Annotated in this window: 12 protein-coding genes; 11 read left to right on the top strand and 1 reads right to left on the bottom strand. The window is 55.7% G+C overall.

Features of this window, described 5'->3' with window-relative positions:
- Positions 1-296: 296 nt before the first annotated feature.
- The 11 genes from AB5Y76_RS21640 to AB5Y76_RS21590 all read left to right on the top strand — a co-directional run bounded on the left by AB5Y76_RS21640 (position 297) and on the right by AB5Y76_RS21590 (position 17,369).
- A complete protein-coding gene (locus AB5Y76_RS21640) occupies positions 297-1,823 on the top strand; it encodes a ShlB/FhaC/HecB family hemolysin secretion/activation protein (RefSeq protein WP_263719271.1) in 1,527 nt (508 codons plus the stop codon).
- A 29-nt stretch (positions 1,824-1,852) separates the two neighbouring features.
- Positions 1,853-12,229 (top strand): hemagglutinin repeat-containing protein, encoded by a 10,377-nt coding sequence (locus tag AB5Y76_RS21635; RefSeq protein ID WP_368177823.1) that lies wholly within the window; start codon positions 1,853-1,855, stop codon positions 12,227-12,229.
- Positions 12,226-12,450 carry a hypothetical protein gene (locus AB5Y76_RS21630; protein WP_164537456.1) on the top strand — a complete coding sequence of 75 codons (225 nt, stop codon included), beginning with the start codon at positions 12,226-12,228 and terminating at the stop codon, positions 12,448-12,450. Before AB5Y76_RS21635 ends, AB5Y76_RS21630 begins: the two co-directional genes overlap by 4 nt.
- Before the next feature lie 126 nt (positions 12,451-12,576).
- On the top strand, positions 12,577-12,789 hold the full coding sequence (locus AB5Y76_RS21625; RefSeq protein ID WP_318528180.1) for a hemagglutinin repeat-containing protein: 213 nt from the start codon (positions 12,577-12,579) through the stop codon (positions 12,787-12,789).
- Between the two features lie 41 nt (positions 12,790-12,830).
- Positions 12,831-13,781, top strand: coding sequence for a transposase (locus AB5Y76_RS21620; RefSeq protein ID WP_263719281.1), 951 nt, complete (start codon positions 12,831-12,833; stop codon positions 13,779-13,781).
- Between the two features lie 115 nt (positions 13,782-13,896).
- Positions 13,897-14,184, top strand: a complete 288-nt coding sequence (locus AB5Y76_RS21615; RefSeq protein WP_263719282.1) for a hypothetical protein — start codon at positions 13,897-13,899, stop codon at positions 14,182-14,184.
- Positions 14,185-14,229: 45 nt separating this feature from the next.
- Positions 14,230-14,625 carry a hypothetical protein gene (locus tag AB5Y76_RS21610; protein WP_263719283.1) on the top strand — a complete coding sequence of 132 codons (396 nt, stop codon included), beginning with the start codon at positions 14,230-14,232 and terminating at the stop codon, positions 14,623-14,625.
- A gap of 40 nt (positions 14,626-14,665) precedes the next feature.
- Entirely contained in the window at positions 14,666-15,241 is a 576-nt protein-coding gene (locus AB5Y76_RS21605) for a hypothetical protein (RefSeq protein WP_263719284.1), read from the top strand.
- The gene (locus tag AB5Y76_RS21600) at positions 15,231-15,413 is read left to right on the top strand and encodes a hypothetical protein (protein WP_263719285.1); all 183 of its coding nucleotides are present in this window, start codon (positions 15,231-15,233) and stop codon (positions 15,411-15,413) included. Before AB5Y76_RS21605 ends, AB5Y76_RS21600 begins: the two co-directional genes overlap by 11 nt.
- A gap of 24 nt (positions 15,414-15,437) precedes the next feature.
- Entirely contained in the window at positions 15,438-16,385 is a 948-nt protein-coding gene (locus AB5Y76_RS21595; protein WP_368177822.1) for a VENN motif pre-toxin domain-containing protein, read from the top strand.
- Between the two features lie 489 nt (positions 16,386-16,874).
- Positions 16,875-17,369 (top strand): hypothetical protein, encoded by a 495-nt coding sequence (locus AB5Y76_RS21590; RefSeq protein WP_263719293.1) that lies wholly within the window; start codon positions 16,875-16,877, stop codon positions 17,367-17,369.
- Between the two features lie 477 nt (positions 17,370-17,846).
- Here the strand turns inward: AB5Y76_RS21590 and AB5Y76_RS21585 are convergent.
- The coding region (locus tag AB5Y76_RS21585) for an integrase core domain-containing protein (RefSeq protein WP_143233560.1) at positions 17,847-17,946 on the bottom strand (100 nt) is incomplete at its 5' end.

Raw genomic sequence — 17,946 nt, 5'->3', positions numbered from 1 at the left:
TGTGGCTTGTTTTGTTTGGCGACTAATCAGATCGCACAAACTGGACTGAGTTCCCTTCCTCCAGTGATCTACTATTCGGAACAGTTATTTAGTATGCACCGTATTTAAATCAGAAGTTAATTATGTTTATTGCCAATATACCTGGTGTTTGTCACGCCAAGACCATCTATGTCATGTCGCTTTTGTTATTGTCGCTACAATGCCATGCTGAAAACCGCGCTGCACAAGAGATTTTACGGCAACATGAGCGAGAGCGAATATTACGTGAGCAGCAAGAGATCGCGCCCGATATTCGCTTGCCTACGCTATCCACCGGGACCACACCGCACTATCCCGCCCATGAATCCCCCTGCTTTGTCATCAATGACATTCTGTTGACCGGCGTCGATGCGCCAGCCTTTGCCTGGGTGTTGTCAGAGGTCGCGCAAGCCAAAGGGCGCTGCCTTGGCACCACCGGCATCAACATGGTCATGAGCCAGTTGCAAAACGCCATGGTGGCGCGCGGGTTTGTCACCACACGGGTGCTGGCGGCCCCCCAGGATTTGACCCAAGGCACCTTGACATTGACGGTGGTAGCGGGGCGTATCCGCCATATCCTGTTTGCGCCCGGTACCCCGTCACGGGCCACCGCCCGCAATGCAGTGCCCGCCAGACGGGGGGATTTGCTTAATCTGCGCGACATTGAACAAGCCCTCGAAAACTTCAAACGGCTGCCCACCGTGGAGGCCGATATTCAAATCACACCGGCGCAAGGGGACGATGCCCAACCAGGTGAAAGCGACCTAGTCATTGCCTGGAAGCAGCGCTTGCCCCCAGTGCGGGTGAGTGCGTCACTCGATGACTCAGGCAGCAAGGCTACCGGAAAAATGCAGGGCAGTCTCACCCTCTCGCTAGATGACCTGCTGGCGCTGAACGACCTGCTTTATGTCAATTTCAATCACGATGTGTTCAATGGCAACAGCAAGGGCACCCAGGGCTATACCGCTCACCTCAGCGTGCCTTACAGCTACTGGTCACTGGGTACTACCTTGAGCGGCTATGAGTACCGCCAAACCGTGGCGGGTGCCCGCCAGCACTATGTCTACAGAGGCACCAGCGATAACGCCGAGGTCAAACTGTCGCGCCTGTTGTATCGCGATGCGGTGCGCAAGAGCGGGGCCTACATCAGTGGCTGGAAGCGGCGCTCTGACAACTTTATTGATGACACTGAGGTCGAGGTGCAACGCCGTCGCACCGGGGGATGGACTCTGGGGCTGACCCACCGTGAATATCTGGGGGCCTCGACTCTGGATGGCAATCTGGGTTATCGGCGAGGGACCGGGGCATTTGACGCCATGGCGGCCCCCGAAGAACTGTTCGGGGAAGGCACCTCCCGCATGGCGCTCATCACTGCCGATGTGGAACTGATGACCCCGTTTACGGTAGGAACCCAATCACTTCGCTACACCGGTAACGTCCGCACCCAGTGGGACCGGACTCCGCTCGTCCCTCAAGATCGCTTTTCCATTGGCGGGCGTTACAGCGTGCGTGGCTTTGATGGCGAGCTGACCCTGATGGGTGAGCACGGTTGGGTATGGCGCAATGAGCTGGGGCTCGCGCTGGGTGCTGGCCAATCGGTCTATCTGGGGGCGGATTACGGCCATGTCGGTGGTAATTCAACCCGTTGGTTAAATGGACGAGACCTCGCTGGGGCCGTGATTGGTCTGCGGGGTGGAATGTCCGGGTTTGCCTGGGACCTCTTTGTTGGCGGGCCGCTGCATAAACCGGAAGGATTTCAGAGCAGTGCGTTGACCACCGGGTTTAACGTGAATTGGTCTTACTGAAGATTGCACGACATTAAGGGATTGGCATCATGAACAAGCACTGCTATCGGATTGTTTTCAACCGCTCATTAGGCTTGCTGCAGGTGGTTCCTGACATCGCCCGCCGACGGGGTAGCAGTACAGGACGTGTGGCCACAGCAACCGGTGCACGCTGCGTTGCCAGCATGCGCCCCGTGGCTTTTGCCAGTGCGCTGGCGTTGGGGCTGGTCAGCATTACGCTTCCCGCCCGGGCCCAAATTGTGGCCGACCCGACCGCCCCGGGTGCTCAGCAGCCCACCGTACTGGAGACGGCCAACGGGGTGCCGCAAGTCAATATCCAGTCGCCCAGCGCGGCAGGCGTATCACGCAACACCTACCAACAGTTCGATGTCGAGCAACAAGGCGCTATTCTCAACAACTCGCGTACCAATACCCAAACCCAACTGGGCGGTTGGGTACAGGGCAACCCTTGGCTGGCCAAAGGTACGGCTCGCATCATCCTCAATGAAGTCAATGCCAGTGATCCCAGCCGTTTGCAGGGGTACCTGGAAGTCGCTGGTGATCGCGCCCAAGTGGTGATTGCCAATCCGGCGGGTATTACCTGTGAGGGTTGCGGATTTATCAACACCCAACGCGCAACGCTGACAACCGGTACGCCAGTCATGCGTGATGGTGCATTAGAGGGCTACCGGGTCAAGGGCGGGGCTATCGAGGTACAAGGCAAAGGGCTGGATGCCAGCAGTACAGATTACACCGATGTGATTGCGCGCTCGGTCAAGGTAAATGCGGGGATTTGGGCCAAACAATTGCACGTGACCACCGGCGTTAACGAGGTGAGTGCAGACCAGACTACCGTGACTCAACAAGAGGCCAAGGGGGAAAAACCAGCCTTTGCCCTGGATGTGGGGGCATTGGGCGGCATGTACTCACAAAAGATTGTCATGGTGGGTACCGAGCACGGTGTCGGTGTGCGTAATGCGGGTACCCTCGGCGCACAAGTGGGAGAGTTGGTGGTCACGGCCGACGGTCGGTTGGAAAACAGTGGCCCCCTGCAAGCCATGACCGATGTTCGACTCGAGGCTCAAGGTGGCATCGCCAATAGCGGCACACTCAGCGCGCAGCGTGAGTTGTTCGTCACCACCCCGCAAGATGTGGATAACAGCAAGGGAAAGATAAATGCGCGTCGGGTAGCGGTGCATGCGCAGTCGCTCACCAACCGGGAGGGGATGATTGAGCAGACGGGGCAGCAAGGATTGACGTTGCAAACGGCCCACACCCGTAACCGTGAAGGAAAACTCGGTAGCACCATGACATCCCCCACTCCCCAGTCGGAGCAGGGTGGTCCGTTAGATCAAGGAAGTGACGGTGCTGGTACCTTCCCGCCCCAGCCCAGCCACGGTGACAATAGCGCACAAGGCGGGACACCAGACCATCAACCCGCAGCAGCGACGCTCGCGAAGGGTGAGCTCCATATCACAGATACGCTCAACAACGATGGCGGCCGCCTGCTCGCAGGCGGCGAGATGACCCTGGACACCAGGTCGGTCGATAACCGAGAGGGGGTACTGGAGGTCGCGCAGTTGACCGTGACTGGCGGCGATCTGGATAACCGTCAAGGTGCGCTGCGGGTGAACGATGCTACCCACCTGGCGCTGGGTCAGTTAAATAATGAGGGGGGAAAGCTGCATGCGGCTGGTGTCCTGACGCTGTCGACTGACACGCTGAACAACCGGTCGGGCTTGCTGCAACATGCCGGTCACCAGCAGACACAGCTTGCTGTGACCAACTCGCTGGATAACAGTCATGGCACGTTGGCAAGCAATGCCGAGGCGTTGACGCTGGATGTCGGGATGCTGGTCAATGCCGATGGCACCTTACAACACACCGGTGACGCAGGCCTCATCCTCCGCGCTGGCGAGCTTCAAGGTTCGGGTGGCCATATATCGACCCCGGGCGTTGCCACCTTGCGTCTGGGCAAGACCGACCACCGCAAGGCGTCCCTGGAGGCCCGTAGCATTGACCTGCAGGCCGAGAGCATGGACAACAAGGGGGGAACCATACGCGCCAGTGGCAACGCCCTTAGCACCCTGGCGGTAAGCCATGGGCTTGATAATAGTGACGGTGGCCAGATAGCCAGTCAGGGCGACCTGAAGATTGAGGCGGACAAGCTCGATAACCGCCACGGAGCGATTGAGCATGCGGGCAATAGCGCGCTGACGCTCAATACCACCACGTTGCAGGGTACCCAGGGCAAGATTGCCAGCAACGGCAATCTGCTGCTAACCGGTGACACTCTCACCTTGGCGCAGGGCAACACCTCGGCCAAACACATAACCATCGACACCGGCACGCTGGATAACAGTGCGGGCACTCTGGTGGCCAACAGCGGCACTTTGCACCTCACCGCCCGTAGCGCGGTGACCAACAAGGGTGGCAAGTTGCTGGCCAACGGACCGGTGAACGTCACCGCCAATGCCCTCGATAATCAGGGCGGTCAGCTGGTATCTGGCGAGGACGCCATGACACTGGCTGTCACCACCACCCTCGACAACAGCCTGCAGGGGCTGGTGGCTGCCAAAGAGGGCATAAGTGTCACCGCCGCCACCCTAGATAACAGCGAAGGGGCCATCGAACATGCGGGCGACGGCGCCCTCACCCTCAAAACCGATACCCTGAATGGCCCCAAAGGCAAGATCGTCAGTAACGGTGCTCTGAGCATCAAGGGTGAGTCGGTCAATCTGGCGCAAGGCACCACCTCGGCGCAGCGTATCGCCCTTGATACCGGCTCGCTTGATAACGCCGGTGGTACAGTGGTTGCCCACAACGGCGAGCTGCAACTTACTGTCCGCAACACCCTCGATAATCAGGCAGGCAAGCTGTTGGCGGCCGGTCCGCTGACCATCACGTCCAGTGGACTTGCCAACCAGGGCGGTGAAATAGCTGCGACCAAAGACGGGGCGCTTCAGCTCACCGTGGGCGGCACCCTGAATAACAGCCAGCATGGCCTGCTGGCGGCCAAGGGTGACATGCAGGTAACGGCCAAAACGCTCGATAACAGCGACGGGGCCATTGAACATGCAGGCGACGGCGCCCTCACCCTCAAAACCGATATCCTGAACGGCCCCAAAGGCAAGATTGTCAGTAATGGTGCTCTGAGTGTGAAGGGACACCATACCGATTTGAAAGAGAGCACAACACAAGCTCGACAAGTGGAGATAGAGACCGACCAGCTGCTCACGGCAGGCGGTAGCGTGATGGCCACTGGCAGTGAGCAGATGAATATCCGGGCGCACGATACCCTTAATAACCACGCCGGGCGCTTGGCCACCAATGGCACGCTACAGCTGTCGACCGGGGAATTGCTCAACCAGTTGGGCACAGTCCTGTCTGCGGGTACCGGAGAGAACCAGCTCAATGTGACACGCAAACTGACCAATACGGATGGCTCCCTGGTGTTAGCAGGGAGCGCCACCGTGCGAGCACAAGCGCTGGACAATCAGGGCGGCAAGATACACACAGCAGGCCACCAAGGCTTGGCGTTAACGGTGGATGGTCATGCCGATAACAGCGCCAAGGGCTCGATTGTCAGCACAGGACCACTGCACCTGAACACGGGGGCAATGGATAATCGCCATGGCGCAATCGAGAGCGCGAGCACCATGGTGGTGGGCATTGGCGCGGGTCTGGATAATCGTGAAGGCAACGTGATTGGCGAGGGGGATGTCACTATCAACGCCGGCAGTCTGGATAACCGCGTCAGGGGTGTTATCGCCAGCGCCAAAGGTAGTCTGCAGCTCAATGCGCAGGGATACAGTGACAATGGCGGTGGGTCATTGCAGGCGCAAGGCCTGCTCACGGTTGGCAGCGCCGGTTTGGGCAATAGCGGCGGCAGCATCATCGGGAGAGAGGTTCGGGTAGATACCCGGCAATTGGCACTGGATAACCAGCACGGCACTCTGGCAAGCCAGCGTGGGGAACTCGATATCAAGAGCGGTGCGCTGAATAACGACAGCGGGCTGCTGCAATCAACCGGGCCACTGAATATTGATACCCACGGTCAAGCATTGACTAACAGCTATTCGGGTGCTGCGGGAGGCATTGTCAGTGGCAACAGCCTGACTTTACGCAGTGGCGACCTACTGAACCTGGCGGGGGTCATCCATGGCAACGGACAAGTGGTGGTGCAAAGCTGCGCTCTGGATAATCAGAGCGGCAAGCTAACCGGGCTGGCGCACATCGATATCAAGGGTGCGGAGCTGGATAACCGGGATGGCCAGGTACAGGCGGGCCAGGACCTGCAGATGGCGCTGGCAGGAACAACCAATAATCAGCACGGCCTGCTGGCGGCCGGACATGGATTGCAACTGAACGCAGATACCGTGCAAAACAGTGACACTCAGGGCAGCCATGCCTCCCCCCTGGGACTGCAAGGGGATCGCGTCACGCTGACCGCACGCCATATCGACAACCACAACGGCGAAATAGTGGCGGACCAGCACATCGCCATCCAAGGCGGTGGCGCACTGGATAACAGCCAGGGGCACATCACCTCCGCGAATACCTTGACCGGGACGCTTGGCAATGTAGCCAACCGCGCAGGCACCCTGCTTTCTGGCGGGGCCTTCAATCTGGTTGCCAATAGCCTCAGTGGCGATGGCCGGGTGCTTTCGAAGGGCGGCCTGACCTTGACCATGCAGCAAGATTTTATTAATGAGCAAGACGTTTCAGCCAATGGGAAAGCTGAGATAACCACCGCCGGTCGTTTGACCAACCGGGGCACCCTGCAGGCCAACTCGCTGTCTGTGCAGGCGGCGGATATCGATAACCAGGCCAGCGGGCAACTGCGAGGGACCACGACGCATGTAGTGGCAAGCAACACCTTGACCAACCGCGGACTTATCGATGGCACGCAGACCCGCATCAAGGCTGGCACCCTGGATAACGTGGGCAGCGGGCGCATCTACGGCAACCAGTTGGCCATTCAGGCCAACACCCTGCAAAACCGCGAGGAAGGGGGGCGAGCGGCAGTCATCGCAGCCCGCGAACGGCTCGATATCGGGGCAACGACCCTGACCAACCGCGAGCATGGGCTGATATTTAGCGCGGGTGACATGGCTATCGGTGGCGCCCTGGATGCCAATGACCGAGCCACCGGGCACGCAGGGTTGGTACAAAATGACAGCGCCACCATAGAGTCGCTTGGCCATCTGTCGCTGGCTACCGGGCAACTGTTGAACCGTAACCTCCATTTGCGCACCGAGGAGGTGCAAGTAGCCGGTCCCACCGCCAAAATTTATATCCAGCCAGAGGGAGAGGCCAACAAATACGATGAGAGTGAGCTTCGCTGGGATGGTGGTGATGGAGGTAACTACCATGTTATCGCCACAGGCCAGAAACTGGCGAGATATACCAAGTTTTACGTCACTCGCTCTGAATTTGAGACTCAGGTGAAAGCAAGTGACCCGGCGCGCATCCGCGCCGGAGGCAATATCACCCTGAGCGGAGATAACCTGACCAATGACAACAGCCACATGTTGGCGGGCGGCGCCTTACTGGGGGATTTGCAAAATCTGCACAATCAGCAGGCTGCCGGGATACACCGCATTCATGAGGAAGGAAGCAGTGAGTTTTCTTACACCAAGCGGAAACGAAGGGGACACAAGAAAGGGACTTTTCGTTACAACGATAACCTTGGCGCCTACACCCCCGCTGACATCACACGACAGATTGCATTAAACGTCGCCCAAACAGCCTCCTATTCATCCGACGGCAGCAGTGGTTACCGTGTGACAGGGCTTGCGGGCACAGGTGTCGGTGATACTATCGGTGGCCGCAACCAACCAGCTAACACAACACCGCACGGGCGTCAGATTGTCGAAGTAACAGCGACGTCCGGTGGTAGCAATGGCCCCTCAAGTGTATCAGGGCAACAGGTTGCCTCCCCGGGTAATGTGCATGGCGCAACAATCGATGAGCCCTCGGTCACGGTATCAGACAAGGTTGATAACCTCGTCCCGCAAGCACCGGCAGTGATCCGCACCCTGTTGGCTGATACTACCGTACCCGATAACAGTCTGTTCCAGCCAGGCCCGGCAGCCAGCGGCTATCTGGTCGAGAGTGACCCGCGCTTTACCGATTATCGCAATTGGCTGGGCTCTGACTACATGCTCAAGCAACTCTCGGTCGACCCCGCCACCACCCAGAAGCGACTGGGGGATGGCTTTTATGAGCAGATGCTGGTGCGTGACCAGCTGTCCCAGCTGACCGGTCGCCGCTTTCTGACGGGTTACCACGATGACGAAACGCAATATCGCGCCCTGCTGGATGCCGGGGTGACAGTGGGTCGCGCCTGGCAGTTACGCCCGGGTGTTGCCTTGAGCCCGGAACAGATGGCACAGCTGACCAGCGATATCGTCTGGCTGGTCGAGCGCGATGTCACCCTGGCCGATGGCACTGTGACCCGTGCGCTGGTACCGCAACTTTATGTCCGGGTCAAACCGGGCGATCTGGATGGCAGCGGTACCCTGTTGGCCGCCAATCGGGTTGATTTGAATATCAAGGGTGACCTGGTTAACTCGGGCACCATCGCAGGTCGCACGGCCGTGCAGTTGACCAGCGAGAATGTGCGCAACCTCGGCAACATCCAGGGTGACAAAGTGGCGCTCACGGCGCGCCACGACATCGATAATATCGGTGGCGTGATTGGCGCGCAGAGCGCCCTCTCGGTCAAGGCCGGACGTGACCTCACCCTCACCAGCACCACCCAAAGCGATGCCAAAACCGCGGGGCTGAGCGATTTCAGTCGCACCAATATGGACCGGGTAGCGGGCCTCTATGTGACGGGTGATAAAGGCACCTTGCTGGCCAGTGCCGGGCGTGACCTGACCCTGTTGGCGGCCGAGGTGAGCAACAGCGGCAAGCAGGGGCAAACCGCCCTGGTGGCGGGGCGTGACCTGACCCTCGGCACGGTGACTATCGCCGAGCAGGAAAACAACATCCGCAATAGCGAGAACTACCTGCGCAGCGGCTATCGCACCGAGGTGGGTAGCAAGGTAAGCGGGACCGGCGATGTGCGGTTGCAGGCAGGGCGCGACCTGACCGCCCGCGCCGCGGCGGTAAGCAGTGAACAAGGCACGCTGGCCGCCAGTGCGCAAGGTGACCTGACCCTGCAAGCAGGCGAGTCCAGCCGCAACCTGAGTGAGGCCCATAAAACCACCTCACGCGGGCTGTTTAGCTCCCGCACCACGACCACCCGGCACAACCTCACTGAACAGCAAGCACTGGCCACCACCTTTGAAGGCCAGCAGGTTGCCCTGCAGGGGCACAATGTCACCGTGGCGGGCAGCAATGTGCTCTCTGATGTGCAAACCGACATCCTGGCAAAAAATAACCTGGATATCGGGACCTTCACTGAAACCCGCAGTGAGAGTCACTTCAATCAGACTAGCAAAAGCGGCCTGATGGGCAGTGGCGGGATTGGCTTTACCATTGGCAAGCAGTCACAAAGCACCGACCAGCAGGATGTCACGCAAAGCAAGGCGGGCTCCACCATCGGCAGTACCCGGGGTAATGTCACCCTGGAGGCGGGTAACCAACTGACAGTGGCAGGCAGCGACCTGATTGCCGGGCTGGATATGTCACTGACCGGCAAGGATGTGACTATCCGTGCCGACGAACAGCAGGCCACCCGCAACGAAGAGACCCGCAGCCAGAGCAGTGGCTTGACCATTGCGCTGACCGGTGGCGCCGTCACCGCCGCGCAAAGCGCGTATGACGCGGCCAAGAGCGCCAAAGAGAGTGATAACAGCCGTCTCAAAGCCCTGCAGGGCACCAAAGCCGCCATGAGTGGTTATCAGGCATATCAGGAGTATCAGGGCACGGGCCCGGCCAACACCCCGGACCCGAAATTTGTCGGGATTGCCATCTCGGTCGGCAACAAGCGCAGCCAGTCCAATAACCAGAGCAGTGAACGCAATGCCCTCCCCTCCGAACTCAACGCCGGTGGCGATGTCACCGTGCGGGCGCTGGGGGATAGTCACAACAGCTCGGGCGACCTGGTGATGACCGGCAGCGGCATCAAGGGCAAAAACGTCACCCTGGCCGCCGCCCGCGACCTGGTGCTGCAATCGGCCATCAATGACAGCCAGAGTAGCGGCAGTAACAGCAGCAGCGGCTGGAACGCAGGTATCAGCTTCGGGTTCAGCGACGGCGGCGCCGGTATCAGCGTGTTTGCCAACATGAATGCCGCCAAGGGCAAGGAGCTGGGCAACTCGGGCCGCTATACCGAAACCACCCTCACCGCGGGCGATACCCTGACCCTTAAATCAGGGAGGGACGCCACCCTGCTGGGGGCGCAGGTCAGTGGTGACAAGGTCAAGGCCGATATCGGCCGCAACCTGACCCTGACCAGCCAGCAAGACAGCGACCACTACCAGAGCAAGCAGAGCAGCATCGCGGCCGGGGGCAGCTTTACCTTTGGCACCATGACCGGCTCCGGGTATATCAACGCCAATCGCCAGAAGATAAACAGCGACTACCAGAGTGTGGTGGAGCAGACCGGGCTCTTTGCCGGTAAACAGGGCTTTGATATCCGGGTGGGGGAGCACACCCAGCTCAACGGCGCCGTGCTGGCCGGCAGCGACAACCCAACCAACAACCGCCTCTCCACCAACACCTTGGGCTGGAGCGATTTGCACAACAGGGCCGACTATAAGGTCGAGAGCCAGAGCATCGGTATCAGCGGCAGTGGTCAAGGGGGTAAAAAGGCGGCCTCCCCCAGCGCGCAAACCCTGCTCAATGGCAGCAACCGCAGCGGCAGTGCCAGCTCCACCACCTTTGCCGCCATCAGCAATGGCAACATCGAACTGCGCAGCCCCGACCAGCAGCAACAGGATGTCACCACCCTGTTGCGTGACCCGAGCCAGGCGGCCAATGGCCTCTCCCCCATCTTTGACAAGAAGAGGGAGCTGGAGAAGCTGCAGGAGGTGCAACTGATTGGGGAGGTGGGCCAACAGGCGACCCAGCTGGTGGTGAGCGAGAAGATGGGCAAGGCAGAGAAGCAGGCCCGCGAAGACAAGGAATACGCCAACAGCCCAGCGTACAAGGCGCTGCAGGAAAAATGGGGGGTGGGCAGCGACTTCCAGCGCGGCATGCAAGCGGCGACAGCGGCCCTGCAAGGACTGGCGGGAGGTGGCATTACCGAGGCAGCAGCTGGTGCAGCCAGCCCCTACCTGGCGCAGATGGTCAAGCAACAAACCGATGATGGCCCGTCCCGTGTGATGGCCCACGCGCTGGTACAGGGGGCTCTGGCTGCCGCTCAGAACAAAAATGCCATGGTCGGTGCAACCGGTGCTGCCACGGGCGAGTTGGTTGGCATGATGGCGACCGAGCTTTACCAGAAGAACGCCAGCCAGCTATCTGAATCGGAGAAGGAGACCGTTTCCACCCTTGCCACCCTGGCAGCAGGCTTGGCGGGTGGCCTCACCGGCGACAGCACCGCCAGCGCACTAGCAGGAGCCCAGACCGGCAAGACAGTGGTGGAGAATAACTGGTTAAGCGAAACTGAGTCCCGGCAATTTGATAAAGAGTTATCTGACTGCAAAAAGTCCGGAGGTGACTGCAGTAAAGTTATTGAAAAATACATTGATAAAAGCAACGAAAACAGTAAAAAGCTGGCTAACTCCTGTACTGGAGGTGGTGTGACCTGTATCTCTTGGGAAGAGCTTATTCAGGCCAATACCAATGTTGCGATGGATGCAGATCCCCAACAAATCAGACTGAGTAAGAAATTGAAAGACCCGGATGCAGCAGCAATAGTGAAATATCTAAACGGGACGGACCTGAAATTCCTGAAGGATAATATTACGACAGGTGATCGAGTTATGGATGTGGTATTGACCCCTACCTCTTGGCCGGTCGCACTAATGGGAGGGAAAGCGATTATTACCAATGCTGCTAATAATTCTAAGGAACTGCTTATTGCAGTGGGTATGGGGGCAAGTATAGGCGCAGGTGTCCAGTATAGTACTACCGGAAAAGTGAGCCTCTCAGATCTGCTCGGTGCTGGTTTAGTAGGGGCAATCACAGCCGGAAAGGGATATAACCCCACAATGGCATGGAATGCTGCGGGCGGTTATTATCAAGCAGAAATCAATGGGGATGATCCATTTATGGCAGCCCTGCTGAGTAAAGCAGGCGCATCGGTTGGCTATGCATCTGGTAACGTTTTAAAAATACCATTTGACAAAAAACTGAATCCAATATCAAAGCAGTATGAGTGGGCCCCGACCGGTGTATGGACCATAACAAAACCCGTCCCGCAACACCCATTACCATCGATAATGGGTAACGTCGGAGACTCTGTAGCTTCCAGTCTATTTACTGAAGGGTCGAGTGAAGCTTTGAAAAATAAAAATGGAAAGAAATGATGAATATCAAATTTAGGTCTATAATTTCTTTGCTTTACCTGTGTTTGAGTATGTTTATTGCGTTTTTTATAATGGCTGTATTGTTCAACCTTCTTGGGTATTGGGTTGGAGGAGGACATGAAATATTATATTTTTTTGTTGGTAAATTATTTACTTATTTTAAGGTTGGTTTTGTTGGAATGCTAGCAGGAGTACCTTTATGGTTTTTCTACTATCGCTGAGGGTACTGACAACTTAACTTGACTACCAATGAGCGAGCTCCAAATGAGTTACCATGGTCAGTGAAACCCGCAGGGCCGTAAGCTCGAGCGATTAGCGACGCGTAATCGGGCGTTAGCGAAGAAGGTATCGGGCTCAGCGTGTTTGCCAACCTCAACGCTGCCAAGGGCAAGGAGCTGGGCAACTCGGGTCGCTATACCGAAACCACCCTCACCGCGGGCGATACTCTGACCCTCACATCAGGGCGGGATGCCACCCTGCTGGGGGCGCCGGTCAGTGGTGACAAGGTCAAGGCCGATATTGAGAAATCTGGGACACCCACCTTTTTGACAGAGGCGTAGTGCTGTTGTTGACTTGAGAAGTCACAGTCGAGGGATGTGCCATGACCATTGCACGTTCACGTCAAATCAGCTTGCAGGATACGCCTTACTACCACGTGGTCAGTCGCTGTGTGCGGCGAGCTTTTCTGTGCGGAGAGGATTCCCACTCCGGCCAGAGTTACGAGCATCGACGCCAATGGGTGGTCGACAAGTTGGGGCAACTGTCGCGGCTGTTTGCTATCGGCATTTGTGCTTACGCGGTGATGAGCAATCACTATCATCTGGTGCTTAAGGTTGAGCCAGATACTGCGGCCAACTGGAGTGAGCGGGAGGTGGCTGAGCGCTGGTCGGCGCTTTTCCAGTGGCCGAATTTGGTCAGGCGGTGGTATCTGGGGGAGATGTTGAGCGAGCCTGAACTGGCTGTTGTGCAGCAATTGCTTACCCAATGGCGAGAGCGGCTTCACTCCATCAGCTGGTTTATTCGGCTACTCAATGAAAATCTGGCCCGTCAGGCCAATCAGGAAGATGGTTGCAAGGGCCATTTCTGGGAGGGACGCTTCAAGAGCCAGGCTTTGCTCACCGAATCCGCTTTGTTGGCCTGTATGGCGTATGTTGACCTCAATCCGATACGCGCCGCATTGGCAGATCGGCCAGAGCAGAGTGACTACACCAGTATCAAACAGCGCCTTGACGAGCCTGCTGCTCCTGAGGTTTTGCCACCACTGTTACTGCCGTTTGCCAGCCAGGGGAAGCCTGAAGAACTGCCCTATTCCTTCACCGACTACCTGATGCTGGTTGATCGGACAGGCCGTGTTATTCGGCCCGACAAGCGGGGTAATATTCCGGCTCAACTTGGACCCATTCTGGAGCGGTTGGGCCTTGATGGTGTTCTCTGGTTGAAACAGGTGGCGCTATTCAGGCGACAAGGGATCAGAGTGGTGGGAGGCAGAGATCAATGCCAGCAGTTTGCCCGCCACTGTGGCCAGCGGCGATGCCATCAACCACAGATTTGATTGCTTTGCGTTTACCCTGCTGATAGCTCCGGGTATTGCACATAGCCCAGTAAATGGTTGTGCAGGGGCCGTTGCTTTATAAACCTGAAAATTTCTCCTGCCAGCCGAGTTTTACATGCATCAGTTCGAATGCATACACCCTTATAATGCCTGCAAGCAGTTCGATAGTGGCTTGCTACAAAAGGTGGGGGTCCTAATTGTAGGAGCTAAACCCGTGATTGGTCGGTTAGAGGTAAGCGCTGGAAATGGAAAAGTAATAGGTCGTCAATCAAGTGATGGTAAAATAGGCTGGCGTGTTGATTATGATCCTGACAAAGGTACTCATATTAACATATGGGATTACTCTCAAGGTAAAGGGCCTGGCAAGGCCATAAAACAGGTTATTCCTTTTGAGGGAAATTAAAAACATTTCGAAACCATATTGAAACGGTTAAATAGGTAGGGGAAAATGAGTTTATTTGAAGAGTGTAAAAATGCACTCAGTGCAGATTTTTATGTTATTGAGGGCGTGGCCTGTGAAGATGTCATGAACATTCTGAACAGGTACCCGCTTTCAAATGGATATATGGATTGGTCAAAAATAGAATATAAGGACTACGAAAGTGTCAATGAATTATTAATTTCAAATGTTATAAGGAATGATGATATGTTTGTTTTTGCGGATGACTCTAGCATTCCTATTTTTAGAACAAAACTAAAGTTGATCGCTGAAAACATCTATGATGTTACAGCTTTATCGCCGAAGTTGTTTATTTTCAATAATGAAGTGATATTGCAACCTTTATTTCCAACTGATGGGATTCGGTTGGCTGTTTTGGACATCGACTCGATCAACGACGAGTAATCTGGCGATAACGAAATCCAAATCTGGGACACCCACCTTTTTGTTTGCCGGTAAACAGGGCTTCGATATCCGGGTGGGTGAACACACCCAGCTCAACGGCGCCGTGCTGGCTGGCAGCGACAACCCAACCAACAACCGCCTCTCCACCAACACCCTGGGTTGGAGCAATTTGCACAACCGGGCCGACTACAAGGTCGAGAGCCAGAGCATAGGTCTCAGCGGCAGTGGTCAAGGGGGTAAAAAGGCGGCCTCCCCCAGCGCGCAAACCCTGCTCAATGGCAGCAACCGCAGCGGCAGTGCCAGCTCCACCACCTTTGCCTCGATCAGTGGCGGGACCATAGATATCCGCGACGGCAAGGCTCAGCAGCAGGATCTGGTGACCCTGCACCGGGACCCGACCCAGGCGGCCAACGGTCTCTCTCCTATCTTCGACAAGCAAAAAGAGCTCGAGCGGATGCAAGAGGCTCAGCTTATCGGCGAGGTGGGGCAGCAGGCGACCCAGATGGTGGTCAGCCATCATCTGGATAAAGCCAATCAGAAGGCCAAGGATGACCCCGAGTACGCCAACAGCAAAGAGTACAAGGCGCTGCAGGAAAAATGGGGGGGTGGGCAGTGATTTCCAGCGCGGTATGCAAGCCGCCACGGCGGCTCTGCAAGGACTGGCCGGTGGCGGTCTCGCCGAGGCAGCCGCAGGCGTGGCCAGCCCCTATCTTGCCCAGATGGTCAAACAGCAAACCGATGATGGCCCGTTCCGGGTGATGGCTCACGCGCTGGTACAAGGAGCGTAGGCCGCCGCCCAGAACAAGAGCGCTATGGTTGGAGCAACCGGTGCTGCCACCGGCGAGTTGGTTGGCATGATGGCGACCGAGCTTTACCAGAAGAACGCCAGCCAGCTGACCGAAGGGGAGAAGGAGACCGTCTCGAGCCTAGCGACCCTGGCTGCCGGATTAGCCGGTGGGCTGACCGGAGACAGCACCGCCAGCGCCTTGGCCGGCGCCCAGACCGGCAAGACGGTGGTGGAGAATAACTGGTTAAGCGAAACTGAGTCCCGGCAATTTGATAAAGAGTTATCTGACTGCAAAAAGTCCGGAGGTGACTGCAGTAAAGTTATTGAAAAATACATTGATAAAAGCAACGAAAACAGTAAAAAGCTGGCTAACTCCTGTACTGGAGCTGGTGTGACCTGTGTCTCTTGGGAAGAACTTATTCAGGCCAATACCAATATTGCGATGGATGCAGATCCCCAACAAATCAGACTGAGTGAGAAATTGAAAGATCCGGATGCAGCTGCAATAGTGAAATATCTAAACGGAACGGACCTGAAATTCCTGAAGGATAATATTACGACAGGTGATCGAGTTATGGATGTGGTATTGACCCCCACCTCTTGGCCCGTCGCACTAATGGGAGGGAAGGCGATTATTACCAATGGAGTTAAAAACACTAAAGAACAGCTTATTGCGGTGGGTGTCGCAGGGGCGGCGAATGCCGGTATTCAATATGGTGTTACCGGTGAGGTAAAACTATCTGATGTACTTGGATCAGTAATCGTCGGCGGAATCACAGCAGGTAAAGGTTACAATCCAACAGTATCTTGGAATGCTGCTGGCGGTTATTACCAAGCTGAAATAAGTGGTGATGACCTAGTTATGTCGGCGCTGCTGAGTACTACTAGCTCTGGGTTAGGGTATAAAACAGGTAATCTTTTAAAAATACCTTTTGATAAAATTTTCAATCCTGTGTCCAAGCAATATGAATGAGTGTCAAGTGGAGCATGGACAATATCAAAGCCTGTTCCTCAAAGTTCGATTCCATCTGTGAGTGGTAATGTTTTTGATTCTTTAATATCAGGTTTTCTTAATCCACCTAAAAGTAATGCGCCGGGAGAAAAATAATGATTCAACTATCTAAGTTGAAGTTAGTGATGCTGCTCGTATACTCATGCACTACTATTCCTGCGTTTATGTTTATGTTTAGTCTTTTCTTTCTATGGCAGTCTAGAACCAAAGAAGGATTGTTTTTTGAAGAGGAACACATTTATATATCATTGAATATGGCTGGAATAGGCTTCCTATTAAGAGTTGTTTTATGGTTATCCTATTATTTGCCATATAGGAAAAGAGTCCGAGAAGAAGATTCAGGGCCGTAGGCTCGATTAGCGCAGCGTAATCGGGCATTCGCGAAGAAGGTATCGGTATCAGCGTGTTTGCCAACATGAATGCCGCCAAGGGCAAGGAGCTCGGCAACTCGTGGAATCTGGGACACCCACCTTTTTGTTGGCCGGAGCCCAGACCGGCAAGACGGTGGTGGAGAATAATCTACTGGTCCCGTCAGAATACAGTGCCTTAAGCAAAGCGCTGGATGATTTTGATAAGGGTAAAAATCCGCTTGAAGCTGCCAAACAAATAGTGTCGTTGACCAACAAAGATAACGTCACCGATGGCTTGCTATATCAGCTGCAACAGGGGAACCCCCTGTCTGAACAAGACAAGCGGATCTTGGCCTCAGCGCCGGATCAGTACGGTTATGAGTTACAAACCAAGTATGGATATACAGAGCAGCAAGCCTTTGCTGCAATTGAAAAGGTAAAGGCTGGCGAGGCTATTGTTGCCCCTGCTGCAGATGTAGCCACCTATAACAAAGCGAGAGCCTACCTAATAAACTATGGCATTCAATCCGGGCAGGCTGCGGTAGGTACAGATGCATTATTGGCTCTGCTGGGTAATCTTGGCACGATTCAGTGATGAACAGCGATTCGATCTTTATTGCCCGCCATATTTACAGAGGCTCGGAGGGTTGGATTGTCATGACCTATCTCTACTATCAGGTGCTAAAGGTCAATACCCGCGGCAAACCGTCGTTCTGGTAGCCTGGCGCCCTGACTCAAGCTCACCGTAGTCCAGCAGCCCGGCACAATTAGGTCTCATTGAAATCCTAAATGGACATATATCATCTTCAGGAAGAGAGCCCAACATCTACAGAAAAGATCCAGGAAAGGCCCGATTTACATCAAGCAGACCAAGATGTACTCGGCAGCCCCGGCTAGCCATAACTCATGCCTCAGGGGCAGCAAAGTCGGTGACTTTCCACTAAGAGCAGTTATGAGAATATGTCCAAAGCTGTTCTGCGAGGTTCTATGCCAACCAAGATTGAATGGCATACTGGATGCATATGTCTAGTCCTGAAATAGGTTTACACATTTTCAACTAGCATTTCTCTACTCAGCACCCCCTATGTACCGCATCGGGGGTTCTGTATTTCAACGCATGATGCGGCCGCTCCGCGTTGTAAATATCCACCGCTTCACGCACCATTTCCCGC

The organism is Aeromonas sp. R1-2, from assembly GCF_040908505.1.
In the GTDB taxonomy this organism is placed as follows: Bacteria; Pseudomonadota; Gammaproteobacteria; order Enterobacterales; family Aeromonadaceae; genus Aeromonas; species Aeromonas veronii.
The sequence above is the reverse complement of the archived record's forward strand: the minus strand, read 5'-3'. Positions and strand labels throughout refer to the sequence as shown.

Excerpts from the sequence above, each read along its gene's own strand:
- AB5Y76_RS21635 (WP_368177823.1), top strand. The coding sequence starts at position 1,853 with ATGAACAAGCACTGCTATCGGATTGTTTTCAACCGCTCATTAGGCTTG.
- AB5Y76_RS21610 (WP_263719283.1), top strand. The coding sequence starts at position 14,230 with ATGAGTTTATTTGAAGAGTGTAAAAATGCACTCAGTGCAGATTTTTAT.
- AB5Y76_RS21615 (WP_263719282.1), top strand. The coding sequence starts at position 13,897 with ATGCATCAGTTCGAATGCATACACCCTTATAATGCCTGCAAGCAGTTC.
- AB5Y76_RS21595 (WP_368177822.1), top strand. The coding sequence starts at position 15,438 with ATGGTTGGAGCAACCGGTGCTGCCACCGGCGAGTTGGTTGGCATGATG.
- AB5Y76_RS21630 (WP_164537456.1), top strand. The coding sequence starts at position 12,226 with ATGATGAATATCAAATTTAGGTCTATAATTTCTTTGCTTTACCTGTGT.
- AB5Y76_RS21620 (WP_263719281.1), top strand. The coding sequence starts at position 12,831 with ATGACCATTGCACGTTCACGTCAAATCAGCTTGCAGGATACGCCTTAC.